At 37.8% G+C, this 19,205-nt stretch carries 17 protein-coding genes; 8 read left to right on the forward strand and 9 right to left on the reverse strand.

Annotation, left to right across the window (positions count from 1 at the left end; all coding sequences use genetic code 11):
• Positions 1-15: 15 nt before the first annotated feature.
• The gene (locus tag JL102_RS14330) at positions 16-1,332 is read right to left on the reverse strand and encodes a TldD/PmbA family protein (protein ID WP_202245100.1); all 1,317 of its coding nucleotides are present in this window, start codon (positions 1,330-1,332) and stop codon (positions 16-18) included.
• Between the two features lie 28 nt (positions 1,333-1,360).
• Positions 1,361-3,001, reverse strand: coding sequence for a TldD/PmbA family protein (locus JL102_RS14335; RefSeq protein WP_202245101.1), 1,641 nt, complete (start codon positions 2,999-3,001; stop codon positions 1,361-1,363).
• A gap of 134 nt (positions 3,002-3,135) precedes the next feature.
• Here JL102_RS14335 and dinB point away from each other — a divergent pair, with 134 nt between their 5' ends.
• Positions 3,136-4,206: a DNA polymerase IV gene (dinB, locus tag JL102_RS14340; protein ID WP_202245102.1), complete on the forward strand. Its 1,071-nt coding sequence runs from the start codon at positions 3,136-3,138 to the stop codon at positions 4,204-4,206.
• Between the two features lie 62 nt (positions 4,207-4,268).
• Here the strand turns inward: dinB and JL102_RS14345 are convergent, their stop codons facing one another.
• Both JL102_RS14345 and JL102_RS14350 read right to left on the reverse strand, forming a co-directional pair.
• Positions 4,269-5,132, reverse strand: coding sequence for an endonuclease/exonuclease/phosphatase family protein (locus JL102_RS14345; protein WP_202245103.1), 864 nt, complete (start codon positions 5,130-5,132; stop codon positions 4,269-4,271).
• Positions 5,133-5,245: 113 nt separating this feature from the next.
• Positions 5,246-5,701, reverse strand: coding sequence for a DUF4442 domain-containing protein (locus JL102_RS14350; protein WP_202245104.1), 456 nt, complete (start codon positions 5,699-5,701; stop codon positions 5,246-5,248).
• 90 nt (positions 5,702-5,791) lie between these two features.
• On the opposite strand from JL102_RS14350, the gene JL102_RS14355 reads away from it, so the two are divergent.
• Both JL102_RS14355 and JL102_RS14360 read left to right on the forward strand, forming a co-directional pair.
• On the forward strand, positions 5,792-6,229 hold the full coding sequence (locus tag JL102_RS14355) for a peptidylprolyl isomerase (RefSeq protein ID WP_202245105.1): 438 nt from the start codon (positions 5,792-5,794) through the stop codon (positions 6,227-6,229).
• A complete protein-coding gene (locus JL102_RS14360) occupies positions 6,219-6,698 on the forward strand; it encodes a hypothetical protein (protein WP_202245106.1) in 480 nt (159 codons plus the stop codon). The genes JL102_RS14355 and JL102_RS14360 overlap by 11 nt, the downstream gene beginning before the upstream one ends.
• A 14-nt stretch (positions 6,699-6,712) precedes the next feature.
• Here the strand turns inward: JL102_RS14360 and JL102_RS14365 are convergent, their stop codons facing one another.
• Positions 6,713-7,504 (reverse strand): DUF3050 domain-containing protein, encoded by a 792-nt coding sequence (locus tag JL102_RS14365; RefSeq protein WP_237390595.1) that lies wholly within the window; start codon positions 7,502-7,504, stop codon positions 6,713-6,715.
• Between the two features lie 162 nt (positions 7,505-7,666).
• On the opposite strand from JL102_RS14365, the gene JL102_RS14370 reads away from it, so the two are divergent.
• Together JL102_RS14370 and JL102_RS14375 are read left to right on the forward strand one after the other, a co-directional pair.
• Complete coding sequence (locus JL102_RS14370) at positions 7,667-8,227, forward strand: lipocalin family protein (protein ID WP_202245107.1); 561 nt, start codon at positions 7,667-7,669, stop codon at positions 8,225-8,227.
• 92 nt (positions 8,228-8,319) lie between these two features.
• On the forward strand, positions 8,320-9,876 hold the full coding sequence (locus tag JL102_RS14375) for a glycoside hydrolase (RefSeq protein WP_202245108.1): 1,557 nt from the start codon (positions 8,320-8,322) through the stop codon (positions 9,874-9,876).
• Between the two features lie 51 nt (positions 9,877-9,927).
• Here JL102_RS14375 and JL102_RS14380 read toward each other — a convergent pair whose 3' ends face one another.
• Complete coding sequence (locus JL102_RS14380; RefSeq protein WP_202245109.1) at positions 9,928-10,344, reverse strand: hypothetical protein; 417 nt, start codon at positions 10,342-10,344, stop codon at positions 9,928-9,930.
• Between the two features lie 301 nt (positions 10,345-10,645).
• Here JL102_RS14380 and JL102_RS14385 point away from each other — a divergent pair, with 301 nt between their 5' ends.
• Positions 10,646-11,518, forward strand: a complete 873-nt coding sequence (locus JL102_RS14385) for a DUF808 domain-containing protein (RefSeq protein ID WP_202245110.1) — start codon at positions 10,646-10,648, stop codon at positions 11,516-11,518.
• A 237-nt stretch (positions 11,519-11,755) separates the two neighbouring features.
• On the opposite strand, the gene JL102_RS14390 is transcribed toward JL102_RS14385, so the two are convergent.
• The 3 genes from JL102_RS14390 to alaS are packed head-to-tail and all read right to left on the reverse strand — an operon-like array spanning position 11,756 to position 16,997.
• The gene (locus JL102_RS14390) at positions 11,756-12,889 is read right to left on the reverse strand and encodes a TlpA disulfide reductase family protein (protein WP_202245111.1); all 1,134 of its coding nucleotides are present in this window, start codon (positions 12,887-12,889) and stop codon (positions 11,756-11,758) included.
• 19 nt (positions 12,890-12,908) lie between these two features.
• The gene (gene gatB, locus JL102_RS14395; RefSeq protein ID WP_202245112.1) at positions 12,909-14,366 is read right to left on the reverse strand and encodes an Asp-tRNA(Asn)/Glu-tRNA(Gln) amidotransferase subunit GatB; all 1,458 of its coding nucleotides are present in this window, start codon (positions 14,364-14,366) and stop codon (positions 12,909-12,911) included.
• Positions 14,367-14,375: 9 nt separating this feature from the next.
• Entirely contained in the window at positions 14,376-16,997 is a 2,622-nt protein-coding gene (gene alaS / locus JL102_RS14400; protein ID WP_202245113.1) for an alanine--tRNA ligase, read from the reverse strand.
• A 150-nt stretch (positions 16,998-17,147) separates the two neighbouring features.
• On the opposite strand from alaS, the gene JL102_RS14405 reads away from it, so the two are divergent.
• Positions 17,148-18,134 (forward strand): M23 family metallopeptidase, encoded by a 987-nt coding sequence (locus tag JL102_RS14405; protein WP_202245114.1) that lies wholly within the window; start codon positions 17,148-17,150, stop codon positions 18,132-18,134.
• Positions 18,135-18,165: 31 nt separating this feature from the next.
• Positions 18,166-19,140, forward strand: a complete 975-nt coding sequence (locus JL102_RS14410) for a M23 family metallopeptidase (protein WP_202245115.1) — start codon at positions 18,166-18,168, stop codon at positions 19,138-19,140.
• Positions 19,141-19,205 lie beyond the last annotated feature (65 nt).

A 19,205-nucleotide genomic window follows, 5' to 3' on the forward strand; every position in this document is an offset into this window, starting at 1 on the left:
CCTGAAATCAATTCATTAAACAGCATCAGATAAGCTGGTAAATGTAAAGTCTCGGATTTTCATATATGGAATTAAGCTACCATTCACTCTCACCTGCTGCCCCAAAGTCTCCAAGTTATTAAGCATAATAATGGGGCTTTCATTGAATCTGAAATTTTTAATTGGGTGTTTAATACGTCCATTTTCAATATAAAATGTACCATCTCGGGTAAGTCCTGTATAAAGTAAAGTTTGAGGATCTACAGTACGTATATACCAAAATCGAGTCACTAATATCCCTTTCTTGGTATCCTTAATCATGTCTTCAAGGGAAGCGCTCCCTCCATCCATAATGGCATTACCGGGAAAAGGAACTGGTTCTACGCCCTGTTTCTCAGCCCAATACCTTGAATAAGCCAGATTTTTGGCCACTCCATTTTCTATCCAACTGGTTTTCGTCACCGGCAATCCGTCTCCATTCCAAGTAGAGCTTGGTACCAATGGATTTAAAGGATCAGACCAAATATTTACCCTCTCATCAACTATCTGCTGCCCTAGCTTGGTGCCGCCGCCTTCTTTAGACATGAAACTGCGTCCTTCGTCAGCTGTACGAGCATTAAGGGAATAAAAAAGATTGGCTAAAAGGTCTTCTGAGGCTGCAGGCTCTAAGATCACGGTATATTTACCTGGCTCTATAGCTTTAGCCTCACGAGACATTAGTGCCTTCTCTATGGCTATTTGAGAGGCTTCAGCTGCATCAAATTTATTAACATCATTATAATCTCTGGTGACCCAGCCAGAACCAGTACCATCATTAGTTCTCATGGTAACGGTAAAGTCCAGGTTAGTAGACTGATTATATGCAAAAAGGCCTTTAGAATTCATGAGGGCGCTGAAACCCGCGCTATCATCTAAAAAACCGGCAGCTGTTACCTCCTTTTTCATGGCAGGGGTAATACTTTTTTCAGCTACATTAGCCCTATATTCAGGTGTAATTTTAGCCGTAGATTCCTGATAAGTAATACTATCAGCGTATTGCTGTGGGCCAAGAGGCTCCATAAATTCTGGATTTTCAGGAGATAGCTTAGCTAATTCTTCAGCTCTTTTTACTACTCGCTCTAAAGCCGCATCAGTAAATTCATCTATGGTAGCAGTACCTGTTTTTTTACCAAAACTAGCCTGCACCACTAACGTTTGATTAGATTGATGACCGGAAGTAGAAACCGTATTTCTGGCATAACGAATGTTGCCACTTTCGCTACCTCCCATATTTATTTCGCAGCTATCAGCCGTGGAGAAGCTCAGAGCCTTTTCCATGATCTTCTTAGCCTCTTCTTTTGAAAATATTGCCATTGTATTTAAAGTCTTGATTGAAAAATGATTAAATATTCCTACCGGTATTGATGACGTTCACATTATCAAACCGTGTGGTAGAACAACCATGAGAAACAGCACTGACCTGTGATGGCTGTCCTTTGCCATCGAAAAATGACCCGAACATGCGATAGTCATCTTTATCACAAATTTTGGTGCACGAATTCCAAAACTCCTGGGTGTTAGATTGGTAGGCTACATCATTAAGCATCTCTCCTATTTTACCATCTCTGATCTCGTAGAATACCGTACCGCCAAACTGGAAGTTATATCTCTGCTGATCAATTGAATAAGATCCTCTTCCTGCAATATAAATCCCCTTCTCTACATCTTTAATCATATCATTAACAGAGCATTTTTCTTTACCGGCTTCTAAAGACACATTGGGCATTCTCTGAAACTGCACATCATTCCAGCTCTGAGCATAGCAGCATCCATGAGACTCTTTTTGATCAAGCATGTGCACCTGATCTCTTATGGCTTCATAATTGACTAAAACACCATTTCTTATCAAATCCCATTTTTTGGTTTTCACTCCTTCATCATCATAACCTACTGCACCTAGTGAATGAGGTTGTGTTTTATCAGCCACTATGTTTACTAGCTTACTGCCATACTCAAAGTCCTTAGACTTCCATTTGTCTAATGTAGCGAAGCTTGTTCCTGCATAATTGGCCTCATAGCCTAATACTCTATCCAACTCCAGTGGGTGCCCCACAGATTCGTGGATGGTCAATCCCAAGTGATTAGGATCTAATACCATAGTATACTTCCCAGGATCTACAGACTTAGCGGTAAGCATTTCTTTAGCCTGTTTGGCTGCAGCAATGGCATCTTCTACAATGTCATAACTATATCTATAAAATTGAAGATCACCAGGACCCGCTATTTTTTCAGAAGCTAAGCCATCCATGTATTCATACCCCATACCCATAGGAGCACTTAGAGCTTGGCGAGACTTAAACTTACCTTTGCTTTGATCTATGGCTGTAACGCCAAACGTAGGCCATATACGATGAACATCCTGATCTATGTAAGACCCTTCCGTAGAGGCAAAATACTTTTGCTCATTGACCATAAAAAGGGCGGAATTAACAAAACTAGCTCCATTTTCCATGGCTGCTGAATTGGCTTTAAGTAGCAAATCTACTTTTTCAGAAACAGGAACATCTTTAAAATCCTTTCTAATAGGAGTTTTCCAACTTACTTCTCCATAACTATCTACAGGTGCAAGTACTACAGGTTCCTTTTGAATTTTAGAATTAGCCTTGGCTATAGCCACAGCCTGCTCAGTAGCCTTTTTAATTCCTTCTGGAGAAACATCGTTAGTAGAAGCAAAACCCCAGGTACCTTGAGCTATCACTCTTATGCCCATACCAAAAGACTCTGTGTTAACCACATTTTGTACTTTGTCTTCTCTGGTAAATACATATTGATTAAGATATCTGCCTATTCTGGTGTCTGCATAGGTCGCTCCCAATGATTTAGCAGTATTTAAAGCTACATCTGCTAATTTTTTCTTGCTGGCGACATCCAGGCCGGGGTCCATCAGTGCTTCTACAGGGATCTCCTTGCCCCACATGGAAGTAGGTAGCATTATGGCTCCTGTACCTAAACCGGCCAGTTGCATAAAATCTCTTCTTTTCAAAATTCCTCCTTTTTTGGTTGATTGAATGATTTTGCTTAAACCTTATTTAAGCGGGTAGTGTAATATCTATAGGAATTGATTAAAATCACACGTCAATTATTTAAGCGGTAAATAATACCAAGTGACACGAACCCATGCGAAAAATCATTCATATAGACATGGATGCTTTCTATGCCTCTGTAGAACAGCGAGATAACCCAGAGCTTAAAGGCAAAGCCGTAGCTGTAGGTGGTAGCTCACGCCGTGGTGTGGTAGCAGCAGCCAGCTATGAGGCACGGAAATTTGGTGTAAGGTCTGCCATGCCTTCTAAACTCGCTGCAGTCAAATGTCCTAATATCATATTCATTAAACCAAGATTCGAAGCCTACAAGGAAGTATCGCAGCAGATAAGAAACATCTTTTATGATTATACAGATTTAGTTGAACCTCTTTCATTAGACGAAGCCTATTTGGATGTAACCACCAATAAGAAGGATATGCCATCGGCTACGCTTATTGCCCAAGAGATAAGAAAACGCATTTTAGAAGAGACCCAACTCACTGCTTCAGCGGGCATTTCCATCAATAAATTTTTAGCTAAAACAGCTTCAGACGTTAATAAGCCCAATGGCTTTTTTCTTATTACACCTGATGACGCTGAAAAATTTGTGGAAACTCTTCCTATCGCTCGTTTTTTCGGTATTGGTAAGGTAACAGCTGACAAAATGAAAAGAATGGGTATTCAGAATGGCGCTGATCTTAAAAAATACACGGAAGCAGATTTGGTTAGCAGGTTTGGCAAGGCTGGCCGCTATTATTACCGAATAGCCAGAGGAATTGATGAGAGAGAAGTAACTCCTAACAGAATAAGAAAATCATTAGGGGCTGAAAATACCTTTGAAGATGACCTTACCTCAGTGCCTGAATTAAAGGAACAACTTAAGAAAATCACAGAGATTCTTATTGGCAGAATGGAAAAGTCTGACACTAAAGGTAAAACTCTAACTTTAAAAGTGAAATTCCATGATTTTCAACAGATTACAAGAAGTAAAACCATCACCAAGTGGATTGAAAATGAAGATCAAATCACGTCTCTCTATGAAGAGCTCTTAGGAACCTTTGATACAGGTGATGTTAAAATAAGACTGTTGGGGTTATCAGTTTCTAACCTCAATCATGAATTAAAAGAAGAGCCTATTGGTCAGCAATTGACACTAGATTTTTAAACTAAAAAGGAGCTGTTTCTCAATGAAAAACAGCTCCTTTTGATCTTCTATTTAAGCCATAATTACTTTAGCTCTGCTTCTACTATAATCGGAAAATGATCTGATATATATCTTTTTCCTCGTTGGCCATCCATCACCTGATATGATAAAATAGATACCTTTCCATTAAAGAAAATATAATCAATTCTATCTCTTTCAGTATCAGGCTCTAATTCAAAACCATTAAAAGTATACGATGGTCCATATTTTTTTGGCGCTTCATTAAAGGTATCCTTCATCTTATTTTTACCTGACGTCAGCTCTTGATAAGGAGCATTGGCAGGAGGCACATTAAAATCGCCCGTTACAAATACGGGTAGCTTACCCGCAACTTCGCCTACTTTTTCTTTAATCATAGCAGCGCTTTGCTTTCTGGCTTCCTCTCCTACATGATCAAAATGTGTGTTGAAGAAGTAAAACTCTTCTCCCGTCTCTTTGCTTTTAAACTTAGCCCAAGTTACTATTCTTGGTAGGGCAGCATCCCAGCCCTTTGAGCCTACCTCATTAGGGGTAAGAGAAAGCCAAAAAGTTTCGGATTTCAGCACTTCGTACTTATCCTTTTTATAAAATATAGGTGAAAATTCTCCCTCATTCTCCCCTTCTCTACCTACTCCTATGTGAGCATAATCTGGTAAACGATCTTGAATATCAGTAAGCTGCGAATACAATACTTCCTGAGCTCCGAATATGTCTACATCTTCAAATTTTACAAAATCAGCGTACCAATCCCTGCGATTATCCCAGTAGTTAATTCCATCTCCTTTTGATGCCATTCTAATATTAGAGGTCATCACTTTTATGTATTCCTTTTTTTGGGCAAAAGAAGAAGTAGGAATAGAGCCGCCCATTATAAAAACAATTAATAAAGCCTTTAAAAAAAATTTCATTACCTATTTCAATTTTAATTCTATCCAGAGTTTGGCTCTAAGTTATCATTTACTTGCATTTCCATTTCAGAAATTAGATATAATTAGTATTACCTTAAGTTTAAGATTTATATCTACTTTGATCTTTTAGGCTCATCAAAAACAAAATTTTTCTTTCTCACATATACCACCTTTTCTACCTCCGTGATAATCTCTCCTTCATTATTTTTGACTTCACACAAAAAAGTATAATCTTTTTTACCCACATCGTCCAGTTCCTCCTTCATGTGCTGTACCTCTTCTTTACTTACCTGAAATACACACCTTAGTGTTCCTTTTCCCGGCTTCTTATATCTTATACTAGCTCCTTTGTCCATTACCACATAATCACTACCGAGCTGATTTATTAAAATAAACATATACCAGGGGTCGCACATAGAATACAGAGAACCTCCGTAGTGTATGCCTACCAAATTTCTGTTGTACCACCTCATCTTCATCTCCACTTCATACCTTCTTCCATCGTCGGATACTTTCTTCAAACTAATACCTGTACCAAGCATTGGCGGCCACCAATTAATTAATTTCATTTTTTGTTGATAGGAGAGCATATTGATTTGCAGTTAAGTATCCGATAAATTGGTATTTTTGAAATGGGATTCTAACTTAACAAAACAGAGATGAAAACGGCTGAAATAATTACCGAAAAAGGAACGATGAAAGTGCATTTTTATGAAGAAGATGCTCCTAACACTGTAAAGAATTTCATAGACCTTTCTAGCAAAGGTTTCTATGATGGTCTTATTTTCCATAGAGTAATACCAAACTTTGTAATACAAACTGGCTGCCCTGAGGGCACTGGTTATGGCAACCCTGGTTATAGAATAAACTGCGAGACTGACGGTGGCAATCAGTATCATGACAAAGGCGTACTTTCTATGGCCCATGCAGGTAGAAATACAGGTGGAAGCCAATTCTTTATATGTCATAGCAGAGATAATACCTATCAGCTCGACGGTAAGCATACTTGCTTTGGCAAAGTTGTGGAAGGGTTAGATGTTATTGATGATATTAGAAAAGGTGACGTCATTGAAAAAATTGTAATTCATGAAGATTAAATCACTTAGTAGTGTAGTGCTGATATTGATTCTTATCAATATCAGCTGTGCACAAAAAACCGCACTTCAATCTAACCCAAACATATCATTGCAAGTTGACCGCAATAGCGACATCAGCACTTCTGATCAAAATAGTTCTTTGATAACATCAGGAAATTATAATGTCATTCGCCTGAAGTTTGTAGGCCCTGGAGATAAGAAAATAGATGCAGGAATGGACAAAACCTTAATACTTAAGGTGCCAGAAACAGAAGAATTAGAGGTTAATGACTGGAAAAGCTATAAAGGATTTATTGAGATAAGTGGTTGTAGGTGCCTAAACCGAGGCTTAAACCCTATCGAATCAGGTACAGTGAAAATCAAAAAACTGCACAAAAAAACTTGGCAAATAACTGCAGATGTCACGGCTACAGGCATCGACAACGATCAGAAGCTAACGCTAGATTGGCAAGGAACGATAAAAGAATAAAAAAGGGAGCTATCTCAGCTCGCCTTCATTTCTATCTTGTCTGCTATACTATCCCAAAGCTTAATCCTCTTATTGAGAGCAACTTCAGCCGTTTGTAAGCACTCCTCCCATTTTACTTGGTCATTTCCGCATAGAGCTGTAATCATCTTTATTGATAAGGGACCATGCTCATCGCCATCCAGCTCTATGTGTCTATTAAGGTAATATGTAAGTTTATTATAACTCACGTGATTCTCCTTTTCTGATCTCTTTATTATTTCAATAAACATATCAGGTATAAGATCTTCTCTACCAAAAGTAAAAGCAGAAGCTATCAAATGAGCTTTTCCCGAATTAATAGTATCAAAAGTGAATCGAACAAAATCACGCACAGCAAGTTCTTCTATATTATCTATAGCCTCATCAATACCTTTGTCTATAATAACCTTAAGAAAGTTTCTTATCTCAGAAGTATCGGCATTGATTTGTTCCATAGCTTCCAAGTACATTTCATAGTGACTCATAGGCTCACCATTTTCACCAAGATCGCTCTCCTCTCCCAGCACTATTTCATTAATAAACCTGGCAATGCTAGGATCACTTGCCGGAAGCCAGGGTACATTCACGCAGGTTAAATCCCGTTGCAAGGCTTTTAAAAGCGACATAAAATCCCATACCGCATATACATGCTGGCCCATAAAATTTCGTATATCATCTAACGATGATAATTTATCGTACATCTTATGAGTAGTGAGCTGCTTTCTTAAAGGCGATATTGCCTCTTCTATCTTCTCTATCTCTGCATTCATTTCACAAAGATAAGTCATTTTATCAATAGCCCGTTATATCTTTGCTTCATCATAAGCCAACTTTTACTTCTGTAATTATTTACAATTAATGAGTAATAGTTATCCGTAAACTCATAAAAAATCAATGATGCCGACACCAACAAACCAGAGCATCATCTGTTTCAGTATAAATTGAATGACATGAAAAAGAAACACATCATATATACAGCCAGTGCCGTTATTGCCATTGGAGCAGCAACTTTCTTATTATGGCCAAAGAAAAATATTCCTCAAGGTGTGGAGGCTGTTAAGTCTTTTAATAAAGAAAGGTATCTTGGAAAATGGTATGAAATCGCTCGCTTTGACTTTAGGTTCGAAAAGGGTCTGAGCCATGTAACGGCAGAGTATTCTTTAAATTCAGACGGCACTATTAAAGTAATAAATCGTGGCTATAACGCTAAAAAAGACGAATTCAATGAAGCCATAGGTAAAGCAAAATTTGTGAAAGATGATAGCATTGCAGAGCTTAAAGTCTCATTTTTCGGGCCTTTCTACTCTGGTTACAATGTTATAGCCATAGACCCTGATTATCAAAATGCTTTGGTGGTGGGGAAAAACAGGGATTATATGTGGCTACTTTCTCGGAATACTGAAATGCCTGAAGATATTAAAAAAGCATATTTAAACTTGGCCGAAAAGCACGGCTTCGACACTTCAAAACTTCTTTGGACCAAGCATGATAAATCGCTAATAACACCATAACTATGAAATTTTAAAAGAAGTTTTGATCATATTACCCAGAAGGATAATTTTACCACCTATAATTCATCTAGATCAAAAGATCATTTCTTCCCATGATTCAAAATTTCTTTTGCTTCCTTTTTTCTGTTTCATTGATCTCAGGTTCACTTTTAGCACAAACACCTCCTAAAGAACTTGAAATAGAACTGCATCCTGAACAAGCATTTCAAACTATACATAGCTTTGGGGCTTCTGGATGTTGGTTTGCAGAGCCTATTGGAGCTCATTGGCCCGATCAAAAGAAAGAACATATAGCCGAACTTTTGTTCAGCACCGAAAAAACTGAAAATGGTAGTCCTAAGGGTTTAGGCCTCAGTGCATGGAGATTTAACATTGGGGCTGGTACTGCTGAGCAAGGAGACAGTAGTGGCATCATAGAACCAAACCACCGAGTAGAATCCTTTCTTGGTGAAAATGGACAATATGACTGGAGCAAACAGCCCGGCTATCAATACTTTTTGAAGAAAGCCTCTGATTACAAAGTCCCTAATCTAATCGCTTTTGTTAACTCTCCTCCTGTATTCTTTAATAAAAACCAGCTTGGATTCTTGCAAACGAAAGGTCATACAACCAATCTTAAAAAAGAGCATTACAAAGATTTTGGTCATTTTTTAGCTACGATAGTGCAGCATTTTGATAATGAAGGTTATCATTTTAATTATTTAAGTCCCATTAATGAGCCTCAATGGGACTGGCATGGAGAATTTGGCCATGCAAAACAGGAAGGCACCCCCTACAGCAACGAGGAAATGTTTGAAGTAATCACTGAAGTGAACAAGGCTCTTAAAAAGAATAAATCAGCCACTAAAATTGTCATTCCTGAAGCAGCCATGCTTACCTACCTGACAGACGAAAATGGGCCCACATCAGATCAAATCAACACTTTTTGGAATAACAAAAGTAAGTTATACCTGGGTAATTTAAGTCATTTGGCGACATATGTGGCAGGCCATAGCTATTTTACTGATGGTAGTAATGAGCAAATTATTTCCGTTAGGGAAAAATTAAAAAAAAGCTCGTCGGCGTATAACTTAGACTATTGGCAGAGTGAATATAGCTTATTGGGTAACGGCTACCTTGAAGGTGAAGAAAGCCGATCTACGCTGGACTGTGGATTATTTTTAGCTAAAATAATTCACCATGATCTGGTTGTGGGCAATGCCAGTGCCTGGCATTATTGGAACAGCTTTGAGCCTGGAGACTGGAAAAAGGACACTCGCTATTACCTCATAGCTCTGGAACCTAATGAAGATTGGTCTGATGGTTCCTACGCGGTAACTGGTAACTTCTATGCTTTAGGACACTATAGCCGATTTGTTAGACCTGGAATGCAAAGAATAGGATTAACCAGATCAGATCAGGCAACCGCTATAGAAGCAGCTGAGGGAGTAATGATCTCTGCTTATCAGCATCCTGCCACGAAAGAAACGGTGCTGGTGGTCATTAACTATACTGAAGATTACTATACTCTCAAAATTAACGGTGAATCAGCTGAATGGTATAATCAGTACATTACTAATCGCTCCAACCGATTTAAGTACCGTGGTGATGTTCAAAGCAGCTTTATCCAGCTTATGCCAAGATCGATATACACCCTTGTTTCAGATTAATAAAAGATACTTATTCTCTTTGGTCGTTGTGTTTAAATAATAAATTTGAGTTTAGTCTTTACCTGTTAAAAACTTCATTGCAGATGCTTCATCGCCGCATATTTTAAAAGGTAGATTAAACTTGTTCACTGCACTCAAAAGAATGTTAAGGTAGTATCTTTTAAACACATTACCTCCGGAGATTACAGCAGCCCTTTTGAGGCCTCCTTTAATAGCGGCAGGAAGCATTTCATATTCAAACCATTTCCTATTTTCAGGAGATACAACTCCTTGATTGCGTGTATCAGAAAGAAAAAGAGTTACCATTTTACTACCTTGAGACCAATCTAATAACACTTGAAAAGGCTTCTGGTATTGCTCTATAGTAAGACTTTTATCCTCCGTCCAAATTATTTTACCTAATTGTAAGCTTTCATCATACAAAACGGTGACGTACCTCTCTTTTAAAACTTCAGTTAGCAAATCCATAATTCTGTAAAATGACCTTACTGAAAATAAACATATTTTATTAAATATAAAATATAGTATATAACTAAATGAATAACATGGGCGTACCATTTATACCCAAAATATGCAGTATCAATATTTGCCCCTTGAAGATGGTATTAGTTAACAACATCTATAACCTCAGAATAAACAAGATGATGGTATATGTAATGAGTTTTAGTCAAATGTATTTAGGAAATATCTTTAAGAATTATCCTTTGCTTACTTATAAACATTTTTAAATAAAAATTATTTACTTTGCCCTTTTTAATATAAAAATAATATGGCTTCAGGATTTTTTGCACTTTTAGACGATGTCGCTTCTCTAATGGATGATGTCGCAACTATGGGTAAATTGGCGGGTAAAAAGACCGCTGGTATTTTAGGTGATGATTTAGCCGTAAACGCCGAGAAAGCCTCCGGTTTTATGTCTTCCAGGGAGCTTCCTGTGCTATGGTCCATTACTAAAGGATCATTGTTAAATAAAGTCATTATACTGCCTGTTGCATTTTTATTAAGTGCATTCGTACCCATGGCCATAATAGTCATCTTAGTCATAGGAGGTCTCTACCTGGCATATGAAGGCGCTGAAAAAATATATGAATTCCTTGTGCCTCATGCTCATAAAAAGGAATCTGTGGTAGCCAAAAATCTTAGTGAAGAAGAAATTCTTGCACACGAAAAAGAGAAAGTTAAATCGGCCATTATAACTGATTTTATCCTTTCTGTAGAAATTATAATTGTAGCTTTAGGTGAAGTTTCTCAATCTCCCATAGAGATCCAAATTCCTGTGGTAACTCTTATTGCTTTAATCGCTACCATTGGCGTTTATGGTATTGTGGCCCTAATTGTTCGCATGGATGAATTTGGTTTCAAACTCATCAAACTTAATGAAGAAGACGATTCATTTTCAGACAAGGTTGGTAAACTCTTAGTTTCTGCATTACCAAAAGTTATAAAAGGCCTATCTGTAATAGGAACCATCGCACTTATGCTTGTATCTGGAGGCATATTTGTTCATAATCTGTCTTTTATGCATCATCTTGCAGAAAGAATAGCTATTCCTGGAATCTTATTCGAATTTCTTACAGGACTTATAGTAGGCGTTATTGTTCTAGCAACAATAACCGTTGTTAAAAAGCTTTTTAAAAAATGAGGTCATAAATTCCTTCCTTCTAAAATGAACGGCGCCAAGCGTATTCAGCAGTTGAATATTTTCTTTATTTCATTCAAGATGCCGCTATAGAGTTGAACTTTAAGGAAATTTTGACACCGCCCATGTAGCTAAAAAGAATCTGTGTTGCCAGTTACTTAAAATACATACCCTTTAATACAAAAAAGCTCCTGTCATAATAGACAGGAGCTTTTGCTGTACATATATTTCTTGCGAGTTCTAGCCTTTGTTAAATATCTCCTCAAGCTTATTTTCTAATTCTCTTCCTCTTAAGTTTTTACCAATGATAACTCCATCAGGATCTAATAGCAAAGCAAAAGGTATCGCTTTCACATTATAAAGTTTAGCGGCTTCTGAGTTCCAGTATTTTAAATCAGACACCTGAGTCCAGTGAAGATTATCCTGCTCGATCGCCTGTAACCAGTCTTCCCTTCTTCTGTCTAGTGATACACCGTAGACTTCAAAACCTTCCTTATTGTATTTATCATAAAGTCTAACCACATTAGGATTTTCCCTACGACACGGTCCACACCACTTAGCCCAAAAATCAACCAGCACATATTTTCCTCTCAAAGATGACAGCTTTACTACTTCTCCATCAGGGTTAGGTAGTGCTATATCTGGCGCCACTTTACCGATAGCCAGATTTTTCATATTCTCTACATTTTCCACAAAATCTTTAGCAATAGGATTATTTGGCATATCCTTTTTCAATAATTCTGCGTAGCTACTATAAAAGTCAAAGTACTTATCTCTATCTAAGAAGTTTCCACTTCTTAAAACTTCAATAACCCCTAGAGAAGCTCCTAAAGTATCTATTTTGCTCATGATCTTTTTTCTAAATGCGTCATCAAGGTCCATATATGCCTCTTTTAACGATTCCATTTTGGCCTCATCTCCTTCACGCTGAGAGGTTAAAAACTCTTCATTTATCTTTTGAACTTCTTCTCCATTCTGGAAATTTTGAAACATCTTCTGCACTTCTACTATAAAGTCATGATCACTAGAGCCTTTCACCTCTCTAAAGCCTCTTTCATTGTTACCATCTACATTCACCTCTATATCCTCATCATCAAGTATTAAAGGCACTATTTGTTTATTGTAAAAATTCAGACGATAATACCCTGGAGTATCTACATTTACTCTTACTGTAAAGCTGTTATCTTCAGCTAACTGTATCGTGTCTATGGGTTGATTACTGTTATCAGTAAATTTTTCCAAGATTATATTACCACTTTGAGGATGACTTACAGACCCCGTAATAGTAACGCCAGCAGCATCACTTTCTGTTTGTGAAGACCCGGAACAGGCACAAAAAATCGTTAGGAAAAATATAATTGAAATTCTATTCATTGAGTTTTTCTTTAGGTGCTTAAGCAAGCTTATTTCTTAAAAGTTCATTTGTTATTTTAGGATCGGCACTACCATTGCTTTTTTTCATTACCTCGCCCATGAACATACCTATAAGGCCCTTTTGTCCTTTCCGGTATGCAGCCACTTTATCAGGAAATGCGGCCAAGACCTCATCTATAAGTTCGCCAATACTGTCACTATCACTATCTTGTATTAGTCCTAGAGATTCGGCTGTTGCTAATGCAGACTGACCATCTCCTTTGAGCATAGCGGGAAACAATCGCTGACTGGCAGCAGAAAAGCTTACTTTACTCTCATCAACCAGTTGTATTATCTCAGCCAGATTCTCGGGAGTGACCGAGAGGTCTTCTATATTTTCATTAGAGTCATTCAAATAAGATTTTACCGGGCCCATGACCCAGTTAGATGCCGCTTTATAGTTTGATGTTTTCCCACATAAAGCCTCAAAATACGCTGCTATCTCTTTTGTATCAGTGAGCACCTGAGCATCATACTCAGGTAGATTAAATTCTTTAACGTACTTAGCCAAAAGGTCATTAGGCAAACTTGGCATAGTTGCCTCTATTTCCTTTAGCCATTCTTCACTAACTATTAAAGGACTCAAATCCGGATCAGGAAAATATCTATAATCATTAAGTTCTTCCTTGGTACGCATACCTGCAGTAGTGCCAGTTGCCGCATCAAAAGTTCTGGTTTCAGAAAAGATAGTATTTCCTTTTTCAATTTCAGCTATTTGTCTCTCTATCTCATGATCAATGGCTCGCTGCACATTGCGGATAGAGTTCATATTTTTCACTTCCACCTTTTTACCCAACGTAGTAGATCCTTTAAGCATTACAGATATATTCGCGTCGCAGCGCAAAGATCCTTCTTCCATATTGCCATCGCAGATATCCAAATAACGGACTAGCTTTCTCACTTCCGTTAAAAAGGAATTGGCTTCTTCGGATGACCTGATAGCTGGCTCAGTAACTATCTCAATAAGTGGTACACCAGCCCGGTTAAAGTCTACCAGGCTATCTGTTTCCCCTGCCAAGTGAATAGACTTACCGGCATCCTCTTCTATATGAATTCTATTCAGAGTAATGTCTCTCGGCTCTCCATTTTTAGGAAAAACAGTAACATGACCATTCATACAGATAGGTGTACGATCTTGGGTAAGTTGATAGCCCTTCGGTAAGTCAGGATAGAAATAATTCTTCCTATCAAATATTTGTTCACGGCTAATATCACAACCACAGGCTAACCCCATTTTTATAGCATATTCCACCACCTTCTTATTCAGCTTAGGTAAGGTGCCAGGATGTCCCAATGTAATTACACTTACATTAGTATTAGGAGAATGCCCATAGGCATTAGCATCTGTATTGTATATTTTTGTTTTAGTCAGCAGCTGGGCGTGAACCTCAAGACCAATAACCGCGGTATATTTTTCTCTTACCGATGTATCTATCATAATACCAAATTAAATAATCTCTCTGGCTTTCTCCAAAACATTATCTATTCCAGATAGATCTTTTCCTCCTGCGGTAGCAAAGAATGGTTGACCACCACCTCCTCCTTTTATTTCTTTTGCCAGTTCTCTAACTATAGATCCGGCATTCAGTCCTTTTTCTTTTATAAGGTTATCTGCCACTACTACTGAGATCTGTGGCTTACCTTCAATATCAGCAGCTAAAACCATAAACAGATTTTCAACCTCATTTTTAAGCTCAAATGAAAGTGTTTTCAACGCATCTCCTGCAGGAAGTGACACTTTCTCGATAAGCACTTGAATGCCATTTTCTGATTTCACTTTACCGATAAGCTCCTGCTTAAGCTTTTGTGTTTCTCCAGCGTGTAAAGCCTCTATTTCCTTCTCAAGCTTATTGCGTTGCTCTACCAAAGCATTTACAGCAGCTTTTACATCTTTGGGGTTTTTAAGCAACTCTTTTACTTCTTCTATCAGCTCCAACTGATTGTTTACATACTCTTCAGCTGCATCAGCCGTAATAGCCTCTATCCTTCTTACACCAGCGGCTACAGAACCCTCAGAAACAATTTTCAATAATCCTATCTGTCCGGTGGATTTCACATGCGTACCACCACAAAGCTCTACTGAGTAGTTCTCATCAAAAGTGATTACCCTTACAAAATCTCCATATTTCTCTCCGAACAAAGCCATAGCACCCATAGATTTAGCTTCTTCTATCGGCACATTCCGTCTTTCTAACAAAGGAATATTCTGTCTTATTTTTCTATTAACGATCTTCTCTACCTCCTTAATCTCCTCAGGAGTCATTTTTTGGAAGTGAGAAAAGTCAAACCTTAGTACATCAGCATTCACTAGAGACCCTCTTTGCTCTACATGATTCCCCAGCACCTGTCTTAATGCAGCATGTAAAAGGTGTGTGGCCGAATGATTATTCATAGTGAGTGATCTTTTTTGGACATTTACTATGGCATCAAATTCAGCTTCCATATCTTCCGGCAAACGATCTGTAATATGGATGATAAGGTCATTTTCTTTTTTGGTGTCAATAACATGAACCTTTTCACCATTGGCTTCCAAATACCCCCTATCTCCTACCTGCCCACCACTCTCTGCATAGAATGGAGTCTTATCTAGTACTAATTGATATATGCTTTTACCTTTTTGCTTTATAGTTCTGTATCTCAGAATGCGAGATTTGCTCTCAAGGTAATCATAACCCACAAACTCTACATCCTCTCCAGTGTTTACCACATTCCAGTCTCCAGTTTCTTTAGCAGCATCTGCTTTCGATCGGGATTTTTGCACTTGCATTTCTGCAGAAAAACCTTCTTCATCCACAGTAAAGCCATTTTCTCTGGCTATCAAAGAAGTTAGGTCAAGCGGAAATCCATAGGTATCATATAATTCAAAGGCCAATTTTCCTTCTATTACTTGAGAACCTTCAGTTTTCATTTGTTCTGTTACTGCATCTAGCTTCTTAAGACCATTCTCTAGTGTTCTTAAAAAAGAAGCTTCTTCCTGCTCTATTACTTTAGCCACAAAATCTTCTTGCGCTTTAAGCTCAGGAAATACGTCATGAAACTGCTCTACCAAAATAGCCACCAATTCATAAATAAAAGGAGCATCTTGCTTTAGGAAGGTGTAGCCATATCTCACGGCACGCCTTAATATCCTTCTTATAACATAACCTGCTCCTGTGTTAGACGGCAGCTGACCATCGGCCACAGCAAAAGAAATAGCTCTTACATGATCTGAGATCACTCTTACCGCTATGTCGTTGGCTTTATTTTCACCATAAGTGATGCCTGCCTTTTTGCAAAGAAATTCTATTAGAGGAGTAAAAACATCGGTATCATAGTTCGAGGTTTTATTTTGTATAGCCATACAAAGCCTTTCAAACCCCATACCTGTGTCTATATGCTTAGCAGGTAATGATACTAACTCACCAGAAGCCTGTCTGTTAAACTCAATAAATACCAGGTTCCAGATTTCTACCACCAAAGGATGATCTTCATTAACCAGGTCTTTTCCTGGCTCATTATCTATTTCCTCTTGAGGCCTTAAATCAATATGAATTTCAGAACAAGGGCCACATGGTCCTGTATCTCCCATTTCCCAGAAATTATCCTTTTTAGAACCGTAGAGGATTCTATCTTTATCTATAATTTTTGTCCAGTAATCATAGGCATCATGATCTATATCTAATTGATCTCCTTCATCTCCACCAAACACGGTTACATATAACCTTTCTTTAGGTAATTTGTATACTTCGGTAAGCAGCTCCCATGACCAGGCTATGGCTTCCTCTTTAAAATAATCGCCAAAAGACCAGTTGCCCAACATTTCAAACATGGTATGATGGTAAGTATCCAAGCCAACCTCTTCAAGGTCATTATGCTTTCCTGAAACCCTCAAACATTTCTGTGTATCTGTAGCCCTCAAGTAGGCAGGTTTTTTATTACCAAGGAAGTAATCCTTAAACTGGTTCATACCCGCATTAGTAAACATTAATGTAGGATCATTCTTATTTACCATAGGAGCTGAGGGAACTATTTGATGCCCTTTTTCCTTAAAAAACTCGAGAAACTTTTTCCTTATTGACCTAGAATCCATTGATTATTGAAAAATTTGATATTTTTGCGGCCGAAAGCTTTTTCAAAAGAAATTTAATATATTGCATTTAAACCAAAGCTTAAGGCTGCGCGTTATAAAACACTAGCTATTCACGGAGCACAAAAATAGTAGTTTTTAGCTTACATAATAATGGCCCGAATAAAATATTACTACGATACAGAAACCTGCCGTTACGAAAGAGCAAAGGTCACCACCTCTGACGTAATTCTTAATATGCTCGGTTTTCTTTCAGTTGCCTTCGTGCTTTCATTGGTCTTTGTACTTGTATATAATACATATTTTGAATCACCCACCGAAGCTAAGCTAAAAAAAGAGAATAAAGAACTCAGCAAATATTATGAGGAATTGGAAGCTGAAATGGGCGAGGTTAATAATGTAATAAGTGCCTTAGAGGAGAGAGATAGTAAAATATATAGAAAAATCTATGAGGCGGAGCCCTTACCTGCTACTGTACGTGAAGCAGGTCATGGTGGTGCCGAAGAATATAAAAGAATTATTGAGAAAGGATTACAAGACCGGAAGTTGGTTCTTAACACCTTTAAGCAGATCGATAAATTAAAAAGAAAGGCCCACATTCAAAATCAGTCTTTCGATGAAATAATGCAGTTGGCTAAAGAAAACAGTGAACGTCTATCTTCACTTCCAGCCATTCAACCCATAAACAACCCAGATCACACCAGATTAGCTTCTGGTTTTGGGCTAAGAATCAACCCTTTTCATAAAGCCAGAGTCATGCACAGTGGTATAGATTTTGCTGCTCCAAGAGGTACGGCAGTATATGCTACCGGTAATGGAGAAGTTAGCCTTGTAAAAGATAAAAGCGCTCTCCAAACAGGATTTGGCAACTATATAGAAATAGACCATGGTTTTGGCTATAAAACGAAATATGCCCACTTAAGTAAGATAGATGTGAGTGAAGGACAGCAAGTGAAGAGAGGTGATGTTATTGGATATGTAGGCAGCTCAGGCGGTTCTGTAGCGCCTCATGTTCATTATGAAGTAATTAAAGATAATAAAAAGATAGATCCTGTTAACTTTTTAATGCAAGGTTTAGATGACAATGATTTTCAGCAATTGCTAAATTTAGCTACCAGAGAAAATCAATCTTTTGACTAAGCATATTTTTTAAACTCGTTTACCATTTGTAATGGCAAAAATTAGATATTACTATAACACAGAGACATGCAAATATGAGCCTATCAAGGTTACTCCTAAAGCTATGTTTCTTAATGTTATAGGTTTTATAACAGTTTCGGTTATTTTGGCTGCCGGAATTATATACGTTTACAGAAGTAACTTTACCCCTCTCAAAGAGTCTATACTAAGATCAAAGAATCATGATCTGAAGATGGAGTGGAAGGTAATGAACGACAAGCTGTCAGAAGCTTATCATCAGGCAGATGAATTGGAATTCAAAGATGATAAAATCTATAGAGTTATTTTAGACACTGACCCTATTCCCACCACAATAAGGGAAGGTGGTATGGGAGGCCATAATAAATACAAAGAAATCCTAGAAGAGAATATAGAGCAGGAAGATATGGTAATCAATACCTATCAAAAGCTTGATCGTCTAAAAAAGAAACTTTATATACAAAGTAAATCTTATGATCAGGTTTCTAATGTACTCAGCGAAAAAGAGAAAATGTGGGCTTCAAGACCTGCTATTCAGCCTATAAACAACAAAGAACTCACCCGACTGCATACTAGCTTTGGAAAACGCTTTCACCCTATACTTAAGCGATGGAAAAGTCATGACGGGCTAGATTTTACAGCACCAGTAGGTACACCTATTTATGCTACGGGTGATGGAATAGTTACTTCAGCATACTTATCTAGTTCTTACGGAAACGTCGTATTCATTAATCATGGTTATGGATATCAGACTAGGTATGCTCACATGACTAAATACATTGTAGATCAGGGAGACAATGTAAAAAGAGGTCAGGTTATTGGTTATGTAGGTAATACAGGCCGATCTTCCGGAGCTCACCTACACTATGAAGTACTCTATAATTTCAAGCCCATTAACCCTATCAATTTCTTTCAGAGAGATTTGGGTAATGAGGAATATGAGAAACTAATAGAAATCTCAAAACAAGAGACCATACCTTTAGATTAATCATTTTTATCTACTTGTAAATCTTACCTAGCTTCATAAAATGAAAATAAAACAAACGATACCGC

Origin of the sequence: Fulvivirga sediminis (assembly GCF_016757215.1) — a bacterium.
In the GTDB taxonomy this organism is placed as follows: domain Bacteria; phylum Bacteroidota; class Bacteroidia; order Cytophagales; family Cyclobacteriaceae; genus Fulvivirga; species Fulvivirga sediminis.